This window comes from Rufibacter radiotolerans, from assembly GCF_001078055.1.
GTDB classification, from domain to species: Bacteria; Bacteroidota; Bacteroidia; order Cytophagales; family Hymenobacteraceae; genus Nibribacter; species Nibribacter radiotolerans.
The window spans coordinates 1,665,319-1,684,699 of sequence record NZ_CP010777.1 but is presented as its reverse complement, the minus strand read 5'-3'; the positions used below and the strand labels follow the sequence as shown (position 1 = coordinate 1,684,699).

Below are 19,381 nucleotides of genomic sequence, written 5' to 3'. Positions count from 1 at the left end.
CAGGCCCAAAAAGCCGGAAGCCTGCCCAACACCAACTCCTTTAGGCTGTTTGCGCGGGTCTGCCTGTACATTTGGGCAGGTTTTGCGTATAAGGGGCAATTGATTTAGACACAACCAAATGAAACATCAGCGCATCAATACTTTACCCCTTTTCAGGGCCCTATCCTCCTTCACGTTTTTACTGTTGCTAACAGGCTTTCTGGCCAGTTGCTCCGGAGATAAAAACGGGAACCAGATCCTTTTCTCCGTGGACGAAGACATTAAACTGGGCCAGCAGGTTTCCAGTGAAGTAGACTCCACTTACCGCGCCAAAGGGCAGTTACTGGAACGTTCTTCTTCAGACCCAAGGGTGAAGGCCGCCTATGCGCACTTAGACAAAATTGTGAACCGCATTATTGCCACCGGTAAGGTAAGCTACCGAGATGAGTTTGCCTGGGACGTGAAAATTGTCAATGACCCCAATAACCTGAACGCCTTCGCCACGCCGGGCGGGCACATCTACGTGTTTACCGGCCTCATCAAAAACCTGGACACCGAAGATGAACTGGCGGGCGTGCTGGGCCATGAGATTGCTCACGCAGACCAGCGCCACACCATGAAGCAGCTGCAGAAACAGTACGGCATTGCCTTCATCTCCAAACTGGTGCTGGGTGACAACGCCGGTGAGGTGGAACGCATAGCTGGCCAAATTGCCGGTCAACTGGCAGGCCTCAAATTCAGCCGCGACTATGAGCGCGAATCAGATGATTTTTCAGTGGTGTACCTGGGTGCCACCAATTATTACGCCTGTGACGGCGCGGCCGGCTTCTTCCAGAAAATGCAGACCTTGGAGAACCAAGGCACCCCCCCGGAGTTCATCAGCACGCACCCTTCGCCGGGCAACCGTATCCAGGATATAAAAGCCGAGGCCCAGAAGCAGGGCTGCAAAACCTCCTCGGCAAATAATACCCAGTACCAGGCCTTCAAGCAAAACCTGGGGCTGTAATCGCATATCCCTTTTGAACCTGTTTTCGCGTAAGCAAAACCAAAAAGAACACTTGGCATGGCAATAGACTGGAAAAAAAGCCTTGGAGATTTCATAGACAAGCATGATGACTCCTTTGATCTGCTCATGCAGCGGTTCAGGAACCGCCTGGGCTTGTACAAACCCCTGTACATTGTTCCTTACCGCAGCTACGGCACCGTGAATCGTTTGTATGTGAAAGGCCGCGTGCTGGCCAACAAAGGCATTACCAGCGCCGCTGATAATGACAATCTGGCCAAGAATCTGCTCAACATGTACCGCCGCTTTGAAAGTGATGAGGTGCGCAACGCGCAATTGACGGTTTGCTTTCAGAACGTAGAACATGAAGTGCTCACCGACAGCGAAGGCTACTTCACCCTGAACTTGGAGCCCTCTACCCCACTGGTGCTGGATAATATCTGGCATGAGGTGGAAATAGAGTTGAAGCACGCAGATATTTCCTCTTTTGAGCCTGGCATCAAGACCGAGGCCCACGTGCTGGTACCGCCCCCAGACGCGGAATATGGCATCATCTCAGACATTGATGATACCATCGTGCTTACGTCAGCGACAGATATCATTCAGATGTCGCAGCACACGTTCATGAACAATGCCCGCACGCGGCTGCCTTTTGCCGGGGTGTCGGCGTTTTACCGGTCCCTTCAGCTGGGCCGCAACGGCAAGCGCAACAACCCGTTCTTTTACGTGAGCAGCAGCCCCTGGAACATGTATGACCTCCTGCATGACTTTCTGGACATCAATGACATTCCGGCGGGGCCACTGTTGTTGCGTGACTTTGGGTTATTGCAGAACAAATTCTTCGGGGCCGACCACATGAGCCACAAGTTCAAGGAGATTCAGAACATCCTGCTCACCTACCCCAACCTGAATTTTATTCTCATTGGCGATAGTGGCCAGGAAGACGCCCCCATTTACCGCGAGGTGATCAAGCAGTTCCCGGGCCGCATTATCTGCGTGTACATACGGGATGTGAATCTGGAAGACCGCGCCACCATGGTCACCTCTATTACCGAAGAACTGAAAGGCACCGTGGAAATGCTACTGGTGAAAGACACGGCCGCAGCCGCCAAACACGCCGCCGCCGCCGGACTCATCTTCCAGGCCGAGGTGGAGAAAGTGGAAGACCAAAAAGCCATTGACCAAAGCGACGCCCCCGGGACGTCCACCGGGCAGGCCCCGGCTCCTATCAGTAAAGACACAAAGCATTTGGGGTAAGGGCCAGACAGCCATTAATAGCTATTGCGTACAATTAGACGTAAATTACACTTTTGTAGAAAAAGGGTCTTTCTTGGCAGTGGCTAACTTGTAAAAGCAATTTAGAGGTCCTCCATGGAAAGCTGAAAACTAAGATAGAGTAGGCGCAGGCCTATGGCAATGAAAAGCCGGTTTAAAAACGGGCTTAATTTCTGTTTTTGGCCTGTTTTTCAGAAAACGGCCAAAAACAGGTTGCCTTAAAAGGACCATCCCTCTATTCACCTTCGCCCTTTATAACGCTTTTGTCGCTTCTCCCTTATGGCTGCTCCCAAGAATAAACCCAACACTGTCAAAGAACTGATCAAACTCAATGATGAGTTGGAGAACTATTTCCGGAATACCCTTATTCCGCAGTTGTTTGTGGACGCTAATCTGATTCTAAGGAAGTTCACACCGCCCGCCATGAAACAGTTCTGTTTCACCCCAGACCACATTGGCACGCCCATGGAAGACCTGGTAGACAATATTCGGTATTCCACCATCATTGAGAACATTAAAGAGGTCATTGATACAGATGATATTTTAGAAAAAGAAATTCAGACCACAGACGGAAACTGGTTTCAGATGAACATAATCCCTTACCTGATTCCTAAGGAAAAAAAGGCCAACGGGGTCATCATCACGTTTGTGGATATTACAGGCCGCATGAAGAACCTGCGGGAACTGGAAAAGCTCAATGCCTCGCATGAAACCTTTATCTTCTCGGTGACCCATGACCTGCTGGCCCCCTTGCATAATATTGAAGGCTTGGTAAAGTATTTCATTGAGCTGTCTGAAGAGTCGCTGGAAGCGGAAAAGCCCGATCTGGAAGACCAGAAAAAGATTGGGGGCATGTTGGCGACTTCCGTGGAAACCATGCGGGGTATCATTAAGGACCTGACGGAAGTCTCCCGCCTGGAAGACACCTTAGGGAAAAAAACCAAGCCGGCCAATTTTGAGGAGATTCTGAAGGAAGTAGAACTTACCCTAAAGGATAAGATCAATAAAACGGAAGCCATTATCACCTATGACATTAAGGTGCCTACCATTGCTTTCTCCCGGAAAAACCTGCGGAGCATAGCCTATAACCTGCTTAGCAACGCCATCAAATACCAGCACCCAGAGCGCATACCTACCATTCATATAAGCACTGCCAAAGAAAAGGAGTTTGTGGTGATCTCTTTTGAAGATAATGGCAAAGGGATTTCGCCGGAAAAAATAGAGGTGGTCTTTAACCAGTACACGCGCCTAAGCAAAGAGGAAGAGGGCACCGGTATTGGCTTGTACCTCTTAAAACGGATTGTAGAAAACGCTGGCGGCAAAACCAACTTAGACTCCAAAGTGAATAAAGGTTCTACCTTTAAGGTCTATCTACCGGCGCAACAGAAACCTGCCTAAGTTATTTACCTAGGCCTCAAAACGTCCAATTATTCCTAACTGGAATGGTCTGCCACTATCTGCCATTTACCGCCTATTTTTCTGAAAACAAGCGAAAAGTGGCCCTGCAGATCACCTATGCGGCGGCTAAGGTGCCATTTCCCCACAACCAACAAGGCGTCCTTGCTGATAGCGGAGGTATGAAGCAGCGTGAAGGCGAGCTTGCCCATGGCCTCCTGGGTAGGATAGCTTCTCTTGTAGTTCTGCAGGGTCTTGTCCCAGCCAAAGGTGGGTCCGCTATGGCCCACAAACACCAAGGAGTCTGAATGCCAGTACGGCTCCATAAAGGCCTCCAGGTCTCCCCTGTTCCAGGCCTGGCTCTGCGCATCCATGATTTGGGCTATCTCTCCTTTTACTTCTGGTAAAGCAATTTTAGAGGGAGCGCAGCTGTTAAAAAGGCACACCAGTAGCAGACAGAAAACAGAGCGGAAAAAGGGATGCTTGCACATAGTTTTCGGTTAGTTATACCAGTTTTTAATGAGTTCACTTCCGCCCAGGCGCACCATGTTCCGGACAATATTGCGGCGGCGGCGCAGGACGTAGCCGGTAGGTTTGGCTACGGAATACTTAATGGGGTTTGGCAACACTGCCGCTAACAAAGCCGCCTGCTGCCGTCCCACTTTTTCCGGGCTGGTCCCGAAGTATTTTTTGCTGGCCGCATGCACCCCAAACACATGGTCGCCCATCTCGGCTATGTTCAGGTACACCTCCATGATCCGTTCCTTACCCCAAAGTACCTCAATCATGAAGGTGAAGTACATTTCCACCGCTTTTCTCAGGTAGCTCCGGCCGTGCCACAGAAACACGTTCTTAGCCACCTGCTGACTGATGGTGCTCCCTCCCACTGTTTTCTTGCTGGACAGGTTTCGCTCAAAGGCTTTCTTAATGGCCTTAAAATCAAAACCGTCATGGGTCAGAAACAACTGGTCCTCCGCAGCGATCACCGCCAGGGGCAACTGAATGGACATATCCTCCAGCTCTACAAACTGGTAGTCAATCTCACTTACTTTCTCCGTTTTAGGAGAAGGCTCAGACCGTTTAGACAGCATGTGCAAGGTCACGGGCGGGTCTACCCACCGGTAGGTTAGCACCCACAGCACCGAAACCAGGAATAGCACAATAGCCAGCTTTAGAAAAAGCCAACGGGCGGCGGCCCAGGTAAAGGGCATGGATAGTTGCTGTTTTGCCATAATTTCACCTACTGCAGTCTTCACGTCCAATCTCCTGCAATCACAAAAATAAAGAAATAGTGGTAGCTTCTGGAAAGCCTTCTTAAATTAGTATCGGGCATTCGTTTTATACCAAACGTCATGAGCAGATTTCTACCCCTTTTCCCGTTGAACATAGTGGTTTTTCCTGGGGAGAAACTCAACCTCCACATTTTTGAGCCCCGCTACCGCGAGCTGATCAAGGAATGTCAGGAAAATGATACTACCTTCGGGATACCCGTGTACCTGGACAAGGGCATTGGTGACTACGGCACCGAGATCAAGATCCTGAGCGTGGAGAAAAAGTATTTGGGCGGCGAGATGGATATTAAAACCAAAGGGCTCAGGATTTTCAAGATAAAAGAGTTCCAGCGGCACGTGCCAGGCAAGCTCTACTCCGGGGGCCTGGTAGAAGACGTGGACACCGTGCAGGATGATGACCCGGTGCAGCGGCAGAAAATCATAGAACTACTTAAACAACTGTACGGCGCTTTAGGGGTACAGACCCTCATGCTTAACCTGCCCCCTAACTTTCAGTCTTATGACGTGGCCCACCACCTGGGTTTTACCACCGAGCAGGAATACACCTTGCTGCAATGCTTTAAAGAAAGTGAGCGCCAGGAACTGATCCTGGACCATTTGACCAGGATTTTACCGGTGGTGCTGGAAACGGAGAAACTAAAGGAACGGGTAAAGCAGAACGGACACTTTAAGCACTTGCCCCCGCCCAACTTTTAGGCCGTAACGTAGTATTAGAAGAGTGACCCAACAGGTACCCCTGCACCCAATGTTTTACCAAATAGTCCTCTTCCTCTTTCTGGCCCTTGCCCTCTGGCTGCTTTATTCTTACCTGAAAGAACGAAAGTACCGCAAAAAGCCCTTCTACGCCTTGGCAGATGTAGGCTGGCGCACCATCTCCCCGCCGCCCAGAGAAGACAGAGTCCATTCCATAGCCCTGGTGGGTGACCTTGGCAAAGCGGGCCCTTTGGGCGAAGACGGGGTCATGGACACCATTGCCTTCTGGATGCAGGAAGCAGGCCAAGACAGTACTATTATTTTCCTGGGAGACAACATCTACCCCAACGGCGTTCCGCCCGAAGGTTCCTTTAAGCGTACCGCCGCCCTCCAGAAACTTCAGCACCAGTTAGACCTGCTCAAAACCTATCCAGGCAAAGCCATTTACCTCAGCGGGAATCATGATTGGAACAAAGGCCGCAAAGACGGATATGACTATGTGCTCCGGCAGGAGAAAATCATCACCGAACAATTGGGTGACCCTACGGCATATCTTCCGCCGGCCGGTAGCCTGGGCCCCGTCACGGTAGAGGTGAATGACCAGTTCCTGATTGTGGTGATCAACACACAGTGGTGGGTACAGGCGGGTTTTAAGCCACTTGACTCTGGTAACGGGAGCAAGTATTCTAACCCAAAAGAGTTCTTCCCGGCCCTGGAAGCGGTGCTGGAGGCCAATGAAAACCGGTTTATCTTGCTGGCGGCGCACCACCCCATGTACAGCAATGCCCTGCACGGAGGCAAGTTCACCGTTAAGCAGCAGTTATTCCCTCTTACATTTATCCATAAGAAAGCCTATGTGCCTCTTCCTATCATGGGCAGCCTCTTCCGGATTTACCGCAAGTACATTGGCGCCCATGAAGACATGTCGTTCCCACCGTTCAAGAAGTTCAGGAAGCGCCTGCTTAAGGTTTTTAACAAGCACCAGGCCATCTTCTACGTGGCGGGCCATGACCACAACCTGCAGTATTTTAAAGTGAAGGGCAACCACTTTGCCGTAAGCGGCTCGGGCAGTAAAACCAATTTTGTAGCCAAAGGCGGAAAGGCCTCCTTCTCCCATGAGAGCAAGGGGTTCATGGTGCTGGACCAATACAAAGACGGCACGGTTTGGCTGCGGGTCCTGGAGCCTCCCGTCAACGCCTCAGAGCCTCCCTACCTTATGTTCCAGAAGTGCATCTATTCACCAGAGGCGAAATCTATTCCTGCACGTTAGGTAAGATCACGCGCAGACTTTTGGGCATCACCTTAAACTCTATTTTCTCAGGCAAGTCAACCGGTTCACCGTCTATCTGGGTATGTTCCTTGGCATGGTTCACAATCTCCGCTGACCGGCAGCTAAACCGGTGGGTATAGATGGAGTTATCAATAGTGTCTGTGTATAGTTGGTACAAAATGCCCAGGCTGGAGGCTTTAGGGAATGGCTCCAGGATAAAGATCTCAAATTCACCGTCATTGATGATGCCAGAGGGGTTAATGGTGGCATTACTCCCGAAGGCCTTGGCGTTGGTTACCGCTATCATAAAGGCCTCACCGTCAAAAACCGTTTTACCGTCGGTCATGATGGTGTACCTCTTGGGGGTGTATCCCATGAATTCCTGCATGGCAATCCAGGCGTAGGCACCGGGGCCTCTGGTTTCCCCTTCGCAAAAGCGCTCCACTACCAGCGCATTGAATCCCATGTCACAAAGGTGGATAGAAAGTTGCCCGTTCACGTCCAGGGTATCAATAGCCATGATATGGTGGTCTACCAGCACATGTAAGGCCTCATCAAAGTCTTGGGGAATGCCCAGGTCTTTAGACAAGCCGTTCCCGGAGCCCTGGGGAATGATGCCCAGCGCAATGGGTGATTGAATGATGGCTTTTGCCACTAAGCTTACGGTTCCATCTCCGCCAATGGCAGTGACGATATCTGGTTGAAAGGCGTTTATCTTTTGCTTGAGGTGCCGCTCATCTTCTTCACCGGTGGTTTTGTAAAAGTCCGTCTCAATCTGGTTTCTCAAACAAAACGCCCGAACATCTTCCGCCAGTTCTTCTTTGTCAAGGTCTCCGGATATAGGGTTAATGACAAACAACATCTTGCTCATAAGCAGGTAAGGTCTAAAGGGTGATTTCCGTTTTGGGGCCGTTTTTGGTAAAACAGCCCTAAAACAAAACGTTATTGTATAAGGCCGCTGGGTATGCCGTTAGGGAACACCTCACTAATGGCTTGCTCTATTTTTGCTTTTCGGTTGGTGGGGTTTGGGTGCGTCTGGAAAAAATCAGGACCGCTGCCCCCACTGCCTCCTTCAGAAAGAACTTCCATCACGCCCAGCATGGCCCGGGGATCATAGCCGGCCTCTGCGGTAAAAGATACGGCTAACCGGTCAGACTCCAACTCATCATCGCGGCCATACTTCAGGTTCATCAGTTTCCCAATCATGGCGGCCGCCGCGGCGGCACTGGCAGAGGAAGGGTTCTGTGGGTCATACGTGGCCACCGCCGCGGCCCCGGACAAGCCCTGGGTCAGTTTGGCTTTGGCAATCTGCTCCGCGGAGTGGCGGGCCACCACGTGACCCACCTCATGGCCCAGCACGCCGGCTACCTGCCCTTCCGTCTGAAGCCTGCGCAATAGACCCGCTGTAATAAAAATCTGCCCGCCCGGTAAGGCAAAGGCATTGATGGTGTTTTCATCTGCCAGCAGGTGAAAATCAAACTGGTAGGGTGTTTCACGGGCTTTGGTGCTTTGGACAATCCGTTGGCCAATCTCTTTTACCTTGGCGGTGGCTTGCTGGTCTGCGTGGAGCCCGCCGTACTGCTGGGCCATTTCCGGGGCGGCCTGTAGCCCTAGGGCTATCTCCTGCTCAGCACTCATGTTAATATGCTGGGTTTCGCCGGTAACCGGGTTGTATTCTCTATTGCACCAATAGGTCACTAATGAAAATGCGGCAATCAGCAACCCAATCACAAAGCGCATGGAACCTCTCATTTTTGTCTTTTTTTAAGTTCTAACCATATTTCATTGCAAGAACATTATCTGCCTACCAAGTAGAAATACGTTTAGAAGAACGGCGTTAAATACAGTTGGTTGCGCTTGCCGGTGAACAATGCCTCTGGAAAACAGCAGGCACATAGATAAATCTCTATATCATTTTTGATTGTACATACGTAAGAGGGCTATAGCGCAATTTTGCGCGCAACCTAACGTAAACTGAAATGAACCTTAAAAGAACATTCGGCGCTATTCTTACAATTCTAGGGATTGTAGGCGTCATTTGGGGAGCGTATGCCTTCTTAGCTGGTGGAGATTCTGTTGGAGGGGTATCTGTGAATCAATTCTCAGCGGCGGTGCCGTTTGTAGTAGGTCTGATTTTCCTTTTCACGGGTATTAGCCTGGTAAAGGCTACCAAAGACACCGCTTGATAATCACTCCCACACCTAAAACGAAATAACACAGAAGAGGCCACCCAATTGGGTGGCCTCTTCTGTGTTATAGTAGATTATTACCTATTTGCTCAGCAACTGGGCCTGCTTGGCCAGGATCTCATTCTCAAAACGTTTGATGGCGGTATCAGCATTCAGGTACGCAGAAGAATAATTAGCAACCGGGGCATCAATGTACAAAACAGTGCCTCCTTTGATCAATTGCACCACTTCTTCAGTAATCTCCTTTGGCAAGGCGGGGCAACCGTGGCTTCGGCCTAATCTGCCATGCTGCTTTACAAAGGCTTCACTTACATAGTCAGCGCCATGTACTACTACTGCGCGGTCTTTGGCGTTGGTATTGAATCCTTTGTCTACGCCCTGTAATTTAAGGGAAAGGCCATGCTTGCCAAAATAGGTGTTCTCTGTGATGTAAAAGCCCAGGCTGCTCATGTGCGAGTTCTCTATGTTAGAGAAGTTCACCGCTTTTTCATTTCCAGAACCGCGGCCGTGGGCCACTAAGCTGTTATATAATAATTTCTTTTTGGCCAGGTCTACAATCCAAAGGCGTTTCTCACGGCTATGCTTAGAGAAATCAACCACGGTTAAGATGTCTTTAGACTTGTTCAGTTTGTTCTGCTCCTTGAGGTTATAATACCCGGTGGCGGCTCTTTTGAACACTTCAAAGTTCATTCCCGCTTTCTTAAGATCTGCCTCATCATACAGGTTTTCCAGAAAATCTGCGAAAGAGGTTTTACCGGCCACAACTTTCACCTCTGTCTTGGAAGAAGAAGAAAAAGACTCTGTGGAAGAAGCGCTATTTGCAGGAAGAACGAAAGACAAGACTGCGATGACGGAGAAAACGGAAATTATTCTATTCATATCTTATTTCTTTACAAGTGCCGCAGTAATAACCCCATTTGTGTCTACTTTTGTTCCCAAAAGGCGCAAAACAACCCCATCTTGCGTTGGGTGCCTTGAGGCTCAAGTGCTTAGCCAACTATTTATTTTCACTCAAAAACCAACCTGCCGAATGATCTGTCAAGCTGCCTCTAAAATACAAAAAACGAAGTCTTTGCTGCTAAGTTGTCTGTTTTGTTTGCTGTTAAACGCGTGCTCCTCGGCCAGTTCAGATTTCAACTTTGATTCAGACACCTGGAAGAAGGACCTGAACGGTTGCCAGGGCCTTAGGCAGAAGCAACAGGGCAAAATAGAAGAGATTAGACTAGATCTGGTAGGCCTGAAAGAATACAAGATCAGGCAGCTGTTGGGCAAACCAGACCTGGAGGAGCTTTTGGAACGCAGCCAGAAAATCTACATCTATTTCATTGCCCCTGGCCCAAAATGCCAAACTGGAGCCGCCGCTAAGAAAGTAGCCTTCACCGTGCGGATGGATGCCCTAGGCACAGTGCGGGAAGCCAACCTGCTGGAGGAATAGGCCTATAAAAAAGAAAGCCGTTCCTCAACAATGGGGAACGGCTCTCTAAGCAAGCGTCAAACCTAGTTTTTAACTTTCTTTTTACTGGTATCAGTTTTAGCTTTCATCTTATCATGCTCCACTTTGGTTTTACCCTCAGGAGTGATGATTTTAGTCTCAGATGGAGAAGATTTATATTTTACTGATTTGGTTTTCAGTTTTTCTGAATCATTCTTCATTTTCATTTCTCCGTGGGCAGACTCAGCTTTGATTTTGTTATCCTCAATCTTCACCTTGCTGTCCGCGCTTTCCATCTTTATCTTGTCGTCTTTGATTTTCATCTCTGCCTCAGTAGCGGTAGAAGAATTCATATTCATTACGCCAGAGGTGGAAGAGCTATCAGTGGTAGTGCTGGTTTGTACGGGACGGCCATCAAACTCTAAGTAAGCAGTGAATTGCTTAGGAGTAAGGATAGCAGCGAATTCCTGATCTAGTTGGGCGTTTACCTCTTTGATCTTGGCATCGCGCATTTGCGCGTCATTGGCGTACATTTTCTCAATTTCACTGAACTTGTCCAGACGGGCCTGGTTCAGGGCTTTGATCTTCACGTACTGGCCTTCGTTCAATTGAAGGTCATTGTACATTTGGCGGCTCATTTCGGTAGCGCTCATAGAGAGGACCGTACGTACTGTGGCTGCAGTTCCAGTTAAATTTGTCTGAGCTTGGGCCGTGAAGATGGCGCCCAGGAATAATGCGGAAAGGATAAATTTTTTCATTTTTTTGACGCTTAAAGTTTGACGCTTAAGTACAGGTATATTCAGATTGTTAAATGTTTTATATCTCCTTTAACGGCTTACCATTTTCAATGTTATAGGAATTTTAATATTTAGTAATTGCATTATTTTTCTATTTCTAATTAAATTCCTGTCTCCTGTATTATATAGCAAAATACTATATTTAGTTTACCTTCTTAAGCTCCCTCCTGCTTCCCCATTTTCCATTTATTTTTGGTAAAACCCTTTGCCCATAGGCTTTTCCAAAAGAAACGTCTGCCAGAATCAATAATTTTTCCAGCCCATAAAGATCAAGATTTTCAACTCCAGCCGTAAACATTCTGGCAACTATCTGCAAATTGATATTTATTTATACGGGGCACACAATACTAGGATATTACAAATTGCCTTTATTTCAGATGATAGAAATCATTAAAATAAAAAAAGCCTGACTAGAAATAGCCAGGCTTTTGATATGGTAAGTCAGAGGAAATTAAGATGATAATTTATGGTCTGGTCTTTTAAAGAACTGCATGGCGATGTAACCAATGAATGCCCCTAAGATAATACCCATCAGGATCCAGGTAATGCCCAATATCCAGATGGCCTGTTGGTCACCATAAGATTCATCTGCCCGGTACGGGTAAGAAAAGGCCAGATGGAACACAGAGTCCATCACTACCTGGAAGATGGTGTAGAGAACCGCGGAGACCAAACCCACAAAAAAGCCTACCCCAATGCCTTCTAGATAATCAATCTTGCCGTGCCTGCTGCTTTTATGACTTTTAATAGCCAGAATTACTCCAATCACTAGAATTATGCCCACCAGAAAGTGTAAAGAAACATTTTCTATGAGGCCAAGGAGCTTTACGAGCACAATGTAGATGATTGCCGCTACTCCTGTCATTACTCCATAATAGGTACCGGTTTTTTGTACCGTTGTCCTTCGTTGTTCCATGTGTTAGTTTTATTTTGTAAAGGTCTATTTTCCCGGTGGCCAGATGATAGCTCCCGGTTCTCACTGTAGATATGATAAACCATATACTTGATTCACAGGGGTGTTGTTGTGGTTAACCCTGATTTTTTACTTACTCCCTGGCAAAGTATTTCCCGCTCCTTGCATTACCGCCCTGGCTGAACTGATTTAAGGTTTTGATTGTCTGTCAATAAGACACCGGCAGCTAAATCAAGGAAAAGAACCTTTGGCAAAGTCTTTTTGAAGTTCTTTTGGTAACTTCGCCGGCAGAAATCCTATAAAATCACCACAGAGCATAGCATGATCAGTACCAGTAACGTAAGTCTTGGCTACGGCAAACGCACCCTTTTTGAAGACGTCACCATCAAGTTCTCACCCGGAAACTGTTATGGCCTTATAGGCGCAAACGGAGCGGGTAAGTCAACTTTCCTTAAAATCTTATCTGGGGAAATAGACCCCAACACCGGCACGGTAGACATACCAGCTAAAATGCGCCTTGCGGTTCTAAAACAGGACCACTATGAGTATGATGAGTATCCTGTGCTCCAGACGGTGATCATGGGCCACAAGCGCCTGTATGACATCATGAACGAGAAAGATGCCATCTATGCCAAAGAGGATTTCTCTGAGGAAGACGGCATGCGCGCCTCTGAACTGGAAGCCGAATTTGCCGATATGGAAGGCTGGAACGCTGAATATGAAGCTGGTGAATTATTGAGTGGCCTAGGCATTTCCCCGGACCTGCATTACACCCTAATGAAAGACCTGGGCGGTAACGAGAAGATTCGCGTCCTCTTGGCACAGGCCTTGTTCGGTAACCCAGACATTCTGCTCCTGGATGAGCCTACCAACCACCTGGACGCTGAGTCTATCATGTGGCTGGAGAACTTCCTGGACAACTTCCAGAACACGGTGATTGTGGTAAGCCACGACCGTCACTTCCTGGATGCTGTGTGTACGCACGTGGCAGACATTGATTATGGTAAAATTCAGTTGTACGCCGGTAACTATACCTTCTGGTATGAGTCTAGCCAACTAGCCTCCAAGCAGCGCACAGACGCTAACCGCAAAACTGAAGACAAGCGCAAGGAGCTGGAAGCGTTTATTGCCCGTTTTAGCGCAAACGCCTCCAAATCAAAGCAGGCTACTTCGCGTTCTAAACTGTTAGCCAAACTTACCCTGGAAGATATTAAGCCTTCCAGCCGCCGGTACCCTTACATCCAGTTCAAGCAGGAGCGTGAGGCCGGCAACCAGTTGCTGCAGGTAGATGATCTTTCCAAGAATGGCGAGGATGGCGTGCTCTTCAAGAACGTTACGTTCACCGTTGACAAGAAAGACAAGATAGCGGTGATCAGCCGCAATGACCTGGCCGCCACTTCTTTCTTCAAGATCATTATGGGAGAGATGGCGCCAGACAAAGGCGAATTCAAGTGGGGTACCACCATCAGCGCCGCCTACTTCCCTAAAGACAACAATGAGTTTTTCCAGACCGATCTGAGTCTGGTGGACTGGCTGCGTCAATTCTCGGTGGAGAAAGACGAGAGCTTTATCCGGGGCTTCCTGGGCCGTATGCTTTTCTCCGGGGAAGAATCTCTGAAAAAGGCGAGTGTACTTTCCGGGGGTGAAAAAGTACGGTGTATGCTTTCGCGCATGATGCTGCAGAGCGGTAACATGCTGGTGCTGGATGAACCTACCAACCACTTGGATCTAGAGTCTATCACGGCCCTGAACAACGGGCTTAAAGAATTTCCGGGGTCTCTGTTGTTCAGCTCCCATGACTTACAGTTTGTAGACACCATTGCCAACCGCATTATTGAGTTGACGCCCAAAGGAATCATTGACAAGCGCATGTCTTATGACGAGTACCTGACCAATGAGGATATCAAGGCTTTGAGAGCCCAGATGTATGGGGTGAACAGCCTGGTTTAGCATTTGCTGATTCCAGCCTGTTTTTCGCAGAACAGGATCAAAACAGAAAGGGCGCCACAAGTGGCGCCCTTTCTGTTTTCAGTAAAATCACAGTTTTACCCTCTTATCAATCTTAGCAGGACCATTACTATGGCAATTACCAATAGTACGTGGATGATGCCACCCACCTGATCTCCAAATCCTAAGAACCCGATGAGCCAAATAATAACAAGTACTACTGCGATGATGTACAGTAAATTTCCCATAATATTATTTTTACCTGCGTTAACAGAGATGTAAATTCTAGTTTAACAGGCTTATGCCCTGCGTATCAAACGTAAGATCACGGCGATTACCGCAATAACTAACAAGATGTGGATCACGCCACCTACTTGATCACCGAATCCTAAGAATCCGATCAGCCAGATAATTACCAGCACTACTGCGATGATATACAATAGATTTCCCATAGTTTTAAGTTGTGTTTAGGTTTTAGTTTATTGTTTCAAAAAGCACTAAAGAATTGTTCATTAATGATTTTTCTGCTTGTACGCAAGAATATTCTAAAAGATTTATATAGACATATAAAAAAAAGATAAGTACTTATATTTATGGAAGTTAAAATGCAAAACAACCTTACAGTATACTATTCATGGCCGCAGGAATTGTTTTAGCTTTGTATCTTCACACGCACTAACTAACGCTTATTCTATGAACATATCCGTCATTGGTTCCGGCACCATGGGTAACGGCATTGCCCACGTGTTTGCCCAGCATGGCTTCAAGGTTTCCATGGTTGACATCTCCCAGGATTCCCTGACCAAAGGCTTAGGAACCATCTCTGCTAACCTGGACCGCATGGTGGCCAAGGCCGCCCTTACCGAAGAACAGAAAACCCAGACCCTGGAGCGCATCTCCACCTTCACCGACCTGGAGCAAGGCGTGCGCGACGCAGACCTGGTCATTGAAGCCGCCACCGAGAACGCAGACATAAAGCTGGACCTGTTCCGGAAGCTGGACCAGTTCACCAAACCTGCCTGCATCCTGGCCAGCAACACTTCATCTATCTCCATTACCAAGATTGCGGCCGCCACCAAACGTCCAGAGCAAGTAATTGGTATGCACTTCATGAATCCCGTGCCGGTCATGAAACTGGTAGAAGTGATCAGAGGCTATTCCACCAGTGATGCCATCACCAATCAGATCCTGGACCTGTCCAGGCAATTGGGCAAGACGCCCGCCGAGGCGAATGACTACCCTGGTTTCGTGGCCAACCGCATTCTCATGCCCATGATCAATGAGGCTATATATACTTTATATGAAGGCGTGGCCGGCGTGGAGGAAATTGACACCATCATGAAACTGGGCATGGCGCACCTTATGGGTCCGTTGCAACTGGCAGACTTTATAGGCCTTGATGTTTGCCTGTCTATTATGAAAGTGTTGCATGATGGTTTCGGGCACCCAAAATACGCTCCCTGCCCCCTATTGGTGAACATGGTACAGGCGGGCCAGTTAGGCAAAAAGGCCGGCCAGGGCTTCTATAACTACTCCCACGGCACCAAAGACCTGGTGGTGGCAGAATCTTTCAAGAAAAGCTAGTCCATTCCCACTTAAACCTTCTACCCTGTTTTAAGGCTACTTTCTGTAAAATAGCCTTAAAACAGGGTTTTCTTTTCTCCTCATGCCCCTAGCCTCTAAAGAAGGTTTCTAGATACCGGTAGTTGCTGATTTCTTTTCTGAGCCATAGCGCCAAGGGCGAGAGGGAGAAAATCTCTTTGCCCTGTAAACTTTGGTGATGGGCTTCTGCTGATTTTGCCGTATTTTTATCTTCTCTATCTGAAATACCAGTCAGGTAGGATCAATTCATCTGTTACCGCTTTATTCTTACTATTATGAAGGTGCTTTTTACCGGATTATTCGCCGCTAACCTGTTTTTATCTTTAGCAGCCAATGGCCAAACGTTGGCAACTCCTCCGGCTGCCACCAAAGCCCCGGCTACTACACCGGCTAAACCAGTGAAAAACAAATTAGAGGAAAAGGTAAATGCCATCATAAAAAAGCAAACCCCTGCGGCTGCGCCCGCCGCTAAACCGGTTGCTGCCTCCTCTGCCCCTTCTGCGGCTACCCAGCCTAAACCAGCCAATGCCTCAGCCACTACCCAAGCCAAACCAGCAGCGCCCGTAGTTCGACCTGAATCAAAAGTGGAACGGCTTATCACGGAGCGGGAGCAATTGGTTCTTAAATATGATTACCTCAAAACCCAAGGAAGCAATTTCTGGGGAAAGGCCTCTAAGGAAGACATGCGCGCCGTCATTGAGGCCCTAAAGGAAGTACTACAGAAAGACGAAAAGATCATTCATGCGGTTGAACAGGCTAACCTGGAGACCCGCCGCAGCGTGGCCCAGCGCGCCGCCCAATTTGAGGCAGAAACCAAAAAACTAAACAATCAGGTTCAAGGCGATAAACGCGTGGTCACTGATAATATCTATGACCTGAAGACCTCGTTGAACAATGCTCGCAACCTGGCCAAACGGAAAGACCGCGCCATCAAAGACCTGGAAGAGCAGGTGCAAACGGCCAAAGACGCCAAGTTTGAGCATGACGCCATTGCCGCTTTCTTTGCCATGTTTAGTTTGTTGTTAGTGGGCTATATTGTGCGGTTAAGAGGCCAGATTGGCAAACCCCACCAAAAGAAACACGCCAAAGCATGACCCAATGCCTGGTTCCGGCCGCTACTTACCTTAGCTACGCAGAAGCCGCAGACCTTTACCAGGCCCTGCAAGAGGTAGACGTGCCGGTGCTGGTAAAATCCTGCGGGCCGCCCACTCTGCCTTACGGCGAAGGAAAGTATTTCCAACTGTTGGTCCCTGAAGATGCCCTGCTGGCGGCCCAACCTCTTTTAGAGGCGTTTTCAGTAAAACAGGCCCAAAACGCCCAGCTTCCTTTCGCTTGCCCAAAGTGCCGGTCATTGGATGTAGGACCCCGCCAGAACCTGGCCTGGTGGCGGAAACTGTTATATGCGGGCACCACCTTGTACCGGTGCCTAGCTTGCCGCCACTCCTTTTTCACATAATCCTATCTTCAGATTTTCCGCCTGCTGCGGGCCAGGGCAAAACTTAAATGGCCGGGCTACGTGATAGGCAGTAGAAGTAAAATAATTAAGAACAAACTTAGCTCCGCGTGTGCGGTTACCGGCTTTCCTGGCGCTGCCAGGTGGCCCTATATACAATGGACGAAATCTTAAACGAGTTATTAGAGGTGCGGGCGTTGCTCAAGTTGGAGCAGGACGAAGACCGCAAGCAATACCAACTGAAGAATGCCCAGACCACAATCACGGAGCGCAAGCGCCTGGGAATCTGCTGGTACCCGGTGAACGTGATCAAGCAGGAAGTGGGCTTCGGGAACAAGGTGGTGGTAGAGTTGGAGCGCATCTCGGGCCGTGACCAATTGCATATGTTTCAGGCTGGCTCCTCGGCGGCGTTGTTCACCAACGGCGACGGCGGCACGCTTAACGGCGTAGTGCTGGAGGTAAAGCGCAACAAGCTACGGCTGGCCACCTCCAAAGAAGATCTGCCAGATTGGGTAGAGGAAGGCTACAAGATGGGCGTGGAACTCACCTTTGACGAGGTCAGCTACCGCGAGATGGAAATTGCGCTCATGAAAGTGATGGAAGCCGAGAAAAGCCGCCTGGCCCAGCTCCGCGACATTATCTTGGGCGCTGAGCCCGCCTACTTCCGCCGCGAAAAACCTTTCACGCCCGTTCCTTTTCTGAATGATTCGCAGAATGCAGCGGTAGCCAACATCATGCAGGCCAAAGACGTGGCCATCATCCACGGGCCTCCGGGCACCGGCAAAACCACTACGCTGGTACAAGCCATTCTCCAGACCCTTGAGGCCGGTGAGCGCAGACTTTTAGTTACGGCCCCCAGCAATACCGCCGTGGATCTGCTCACCGAAAAACTGGCCGAGCAAGGTGTGAACGTGATCAGGATTGGGAACCCATCCAGGGTATCTGAAGTGCTGTTGGAGCATACCCTGGATTCCCAGGTCATGCACCACCGCGACTTCCGGCAACTGAAGAAGCTAAGGAAATCTGCGGAGGAATACCGGACGATGGCCTTCCAGTTCAAACGCAGCTTCGGGCATGAGGAACGCGAGCAGCGGCGCCGAATGAAAGAGGAAAGCAAGCGCATGCTGGAACAGGCCGATGACATTGAGCAGTACATCACCAATGACCTGCTGGACCACGTGGAGGTAATCACCTGCACGTTGGTGGGCTCGGCTAACCGCATGATCCGGCACCTGCAATATGACACTGTCTTTATAGATGAGGCCGCCCAGGCCCTGGAACCTGCCTGCTGGATTCCAATCACCCGCGCCAACCGCGTGGTTCTTGCCGGCGACCACCACCAGTTACCGCCAACTGTCAAGTCTTTGGCAGCTGAGCGCGGCGGACTGGCCCGCACCTTGTTCGAGAAATGCATTGAGCGTCAGCCCGAGGTGGCAGTCATGCTCAACACCCAGTACCGCATGCACCAGCACATCATGGGCTTTTCTAACAGCCAGTTCTACGGCAGTAATTTAATTGCCCATGACAGTGTGGAATCGCATACGTTACAAGACATTCATCCGGCCTTTGACCCAGGGCTGATTGTAGAGTTTATTGACACCGCCGGCTGCGGGTTCAATGACCAGACCATTGGCGAAGGCAGCAGCACCGCCAACCCAGAAGAGGCAGACATTCTGCTAAAGCACCTGGTGAACCTACTCACGCCCTATGAACCTGGCTCTGATCCCGAAGGGGAAAACGCCGCTCCGTTGCGCATTGGTATTATATCGCCGTACCGTGCCCAGATCAATTACCTGAAAGACCAGGTGGAGCATCAGCCCAAGCTGGCCCAATTGCTATCGCGTCGGCAACTGTCGGTGGGCACGGTAGACTCCTTCCAGGGGCAGGAACGTGACATCATCTACATTAGCATGGTGCGTAGCAACCCCGAAGGCGAGATTGGCTTTCTGGGAGATATCAGGCGCATGAACGTGGCCATGACCAGGGCCAAGAAGAAGATGGTGATTGTAGGCGACAGTGCCACTTTGGGGCAGCACCCGTTTTACCAGGAATTTCTGACCTACGCCGAACGCATTGGCGCTTACCGCAGCGCCTGGGAGCTTATCTCCACGGACCCGGAATAAATCTTTTGCCAGAGCTCC

22 protein-coding genes are annotated in these 19,381 nt (G+C 49.3%); 12 read left to right on the top strand and 10 right to left on the bottom strand.

Annotated elements, in window-relative coordinates; all coding sequences use genetic code 11:
* Nucleotides 1-118 precede the first annotated feature (118 nt).
* From TH63_RS07030 to TH63_RS07020, 3 genes are all read left to right on the top strand, one after another.
* Nucleotides 119-985 (top strand): M48 family metalloprotease, encoded by an 867-nt coding sequence (locus TH63_RS07030; RefSeq protein ID WP_076606427.1) that lies wholly within the window; start codon nucleotides 119-121, stop codon nucleotides 983-985.
* Nucleotides 986-1,042: 57 nt separating this feature from the next.
* Nucleotides 1,043-2,239 carry an App1 family protein gene (locus tag TH63_RS07025; RefSeq protein ID WP_076606426.1) on the top strand — a complete coding sequence of 399 codons (1,197 nt, stop codon included), beginning with the start codon at nucleotides 1,043-1,045 and terminating at the stop codon, nucleotides 2,237-2,239.
* Between the two features lie 297 nt (nucleotides 2,240-2,536).
* Entirely contained in the window at nucleotides 2,537-3,655 is a 1,119-nt protein-coding gene (locus TH63_RS07020) for a sensor histidine kinase (protein WP_048920324.1), read from the top strand.
* Between the two features lie 35 nt (nucleotides 3,656-3,690).
* On the opposite strand, the gene TH63_RS07015 is transcribed toward TH63_RS07020, so the two are convergent.
* Both TH63_RS07015 and mtgA read right to left on the bottom strand, forming a co-directional pair.
* On the bottom strand, nucleotides 3,691-4,143 hold the full coding sequence (locus TH63_RS07015) for a YybH family protein (protein ID WP_053093751.1): 453 nt from the start codon (nucleotides 4,141-4,143) through the stop codon (nucleotides 3,691-3,693).
* Between the two features lie 9 nt (nucleotides 4,144-4,152).
* Nucleotides 4,153-4,884, bottom strand: a complete 732-nt coding sequence (mtgA, locus tag TH63_RS07010) for a monofunctional biosynthetic peptidoglycan transglycosylase (protein WP_076606612.1) — start codon at nucleotides 4,882-4,884, stop codon at nucleotides 4,153-4,155.
* A 120-nt stretch (nucleotides 4,885-5,004) separates the two neighbouring features.
* On the opposite strand from mtgA, the gene TH63_RS07005 reads away from it, so the two are divergent.
* Both TH63_RS07005 and TH63_RS07000 read left to right on the top strand, forming a co-directional pair.
* Nucleotides 5,005-5,640: an LON peptidase substrate-binding domain-containing protein gene (locus tag TH63_RS07005; RefSeq protein WP_048920322.1), complete on the top strand. Its 636-nt coding sequence runs from the start codon at nucleotides 5,005-5,007 to the stop codon at nucleotides 5,638-5,640.
* 49 nt (nucleotides 5,641-5,689) lie between these two features.
* A complete protein-coding gene (locus TH63_RS07000; RefSeq protein ID WP_048922645.1) occupies nucleotides 5,690-6,907 on the top strand; it encodes a metallophosphoesterase in 1,218 nt (405 codons plus the stop codon).
* On the opposite strand, the gene TH63_RS06995 is transcribed toward TH63_RS07000, so the two are convergent.
* Together TH63_RS06995 and TH63_RS06990 are read right to left on the bottom strand one after the other, a co-directional pair.
* Nucleotides 6,891-7,778 carry a diacylglycerol/lipid kinase family protein gene (locus tag TH63_RS06995; RefSeq protein ID WP_048920321.1) on the bottom strand — a complete coding sequence of 296 codons (888 nt, stop codon included), beginning with the start codon at nucleotides 7,776-7,778 and terminating at the stop codon, nucleotides 6,891-6,893. The genes TH63_RS07000 and TH63_RS06995 overlap by 17 nt on opposite strands.
* Before the next feature lie 71 nt (nucleotides 7,779-7,849).
* Entirely contained in the window at nucleotides 7,850-8,659 is an 810-nt protein-coding gene (locus TH63_RS06990; RefSeq protein ID WP_048920320.1) for a M48 family metalloprotease, read from the bottom strand.
* Between the two features lie 227 nt (nucleotides 8,660-8,886).
* Here TH63_RS06990 and TH63_RS06985 point away from each other — a divergent pair, with 227 nt between their 5' ends.
* The gene (locus TH63_RS06985) at nucleotides 8,887-9,093 is read left to right on the top strand and encodes a hypothetical protein (protein ID WP_048920319.1); all 207 of its coding nucleotides are present in this window, start codon (nucleotides 8,887-8,889) and stop codon (nucleotides 9,091-9,093) included.
* Between the two features lie 84 nt (nucleotides 9,094-9,177).
* On the opposite strand, the gene TH63_RS06980 is transcribed toward TH63_RS06985, so the two are convergent.
* Nucleotides 9,178-9,975 carry a murein L,D-transpeptidase catalytic domain family protein gene (locus TH63_RS06980; protein WP_076606425.1) on the bottom strand — a complete coding sequence of 266 codons (798 nt, stop codon included), beginning with the start codon at nucleotides 9,973-9,975 and terminating at the stop codon, nucleotides 9,178-9,180.
* A gap of 217 nt (nucleotides 9,976-10,192) precedes the next feature.
* On the opposite strand from TH63_RS06980, the gene TH63_RS06975 reads away from it, so the two are divergent.
* Nucleotides 10,193-10,531, top strand: coding sequence for a hypothetical protein (locus tag TH63_RS06975; RefSeq protein ID WP_048920318.1), 339 nt, complete (start codon nucleotides 10,193-10,195; stop codon nucleotides 10,529-10,531).
* A 62-nt stretch (nucleotides 10,532-10,593) separates the two neighbouring features.
* Here TH63_RS06975 and TH63_RS06970 read toward each other — a convergent pair whose 3' ends face one another.
* The 3 genes from TH63_RS06970 to TH63_RS06965 all read right to left on the bottom strand — a co-directional run bounded on the left by TH63_RS06970 (nucleotide 10,594) and on the right by TH63_RS06965 (nucleotide 12,241).
* Entirely contained in the window at nucleotides 10,594-11,286 is a 693-nt protein-coding gene (locus TH63_RS06970) for a hypothetical protein (RefSeq protein ID WP_048920317.1), read from the bottom strand.
* Between the two features lie 181 nt (nucleotides 11,287-11,467).
* Nucleotides 11,468-11,641, bottom strand: coding sequence for a hypothetical protein (locus TH63_RS20285; RefSeq protein ID WP_156180459.1), 174 nt, complete (start codon nucleotides 11,639-11,641; stop codon nucleotides 11,468-11,470).
* Between the two features lie 135 nt (nucleotides 11,642-11,776).
* The gene (locus TH63_RS06965) at nucleotides 11,777-12,241 is read right to left on the bottom strand and encodes a DUF4199 domain-containing protein (protein WP_082161583.1); all 465 of its coding nucleotides are present in this window, start codon (nucleotides 12,239-12,241) and stop codon (nucleotides 11,777-11,779) included.
* A 318-nt stretch (nucleotides 12,242-12,559) separates the two neighbouring features.
* On the opposite strand from TH63_RS06965, the gene TH63_RS06960 reads away from it, so the two are divergent.
* Entirely contained in the window at nucleotides 12,560-14,188 is a 1,629-nt protein-coding gene (locus TH63_RS06960; RefSeq protein ID WP_048920315.1) for an ABC-F family ATP-binding cassette domain-containing protein, read from the top strand.
* A gap of 95 nt (nucleotides 14,189-14,283) precedes the next feature.
* Here TH63_RS06960 and TH63_RS20280 read toward each other — a convergent pair whose 3' ends face one another.
* Entirely contained in the window at nucleotides 14,284-14,433 is a 150-nt protein-coding gene (locus tag TH63_RS20280) for a lmo0937 family membrane protein (RefSeq protein WP_156180457.1), read from the bottom strand.
* 51 nt (nucleotides 14,434-14,484) lie between these two features.
* Nucleotides 14,485-14,637: a lmo0937 family membrane protein gene (locus tag TH63_RS20275; RefSeq protein ID WP_156180455.1), complete on the bottom strand. Its 153-nt coding sequence runs from the start codon at nucleotides 14,635-14,637 to the stop codon at nucleotides 14,485-14,487.
* 241 nt (nucleotides 14,638-14,878) lie between these two features.
* On the opposite strand from TH63_RS20275, the gene TH63_RS06955 reads away from it, so the two are divergent.
* The 4 genes from TH63_RS06955 (at nucleotide 14,879) to TH63_RS06940 (ending at nucleotide 19,363) form a co-directional block, all read left to right on the top strand.
* Nucleotides 14,879-15,769, top strand: a complete 891-nt coding sequence (locus TH63_RS06955; RefSeq protein ID WP_048920314.1) for a 3-hydroxyacyl-CoA dehydrogenase family protein — start codon at nucleotides 14,879-14,881, stop codon at nucleotides 15,767-15,769.
* Nucleotides 15,770-16,062: 293 nt separating this feature from the next.
* The gene (locus tag TH63_RS06950) at nucleotides 16,063-16,881 is read left to right on the top strand and encodes a hypothetical protein (RefSeq protein WP_048920313.1); all 819 of its coding nucleotides are present in this window, start codon (nucleotides 16,063-16,065) and stop codon (nucleotides 16,879-16,881) included.
* Nucleotides 16,878-17,243: a hypothetical protein gene (locus tag TH63_RS06945; protein WP_048920312.1), complete on the top strand. Its 366-nt coding sequence runs from the start codon at nucleotides 16,878-16,880 to the stop codon at nucleotides 17,241-17,243. The genes TH63_RS06950 and TH63_RS06945 overlap by 4 nt, the downstream gene beginning before the upstream one ends.
* Before the next feature lie 155 nt (nucleotides 17,244-17,398).
* Nucleotides 17,399-19,363: an AAA domain-containing protein gene (locus tag TH63_RS06940; protein ID WP_048920311.1), complete on the top strand. Its 1,965-nt coding sequence runs from the start codon at nucleotides 17,399-17,401 to the stop codon at nucleotides 19,361-19,363.
* Nucleotides 19,364-19,381: the final 18 nt, after the last annotated feature.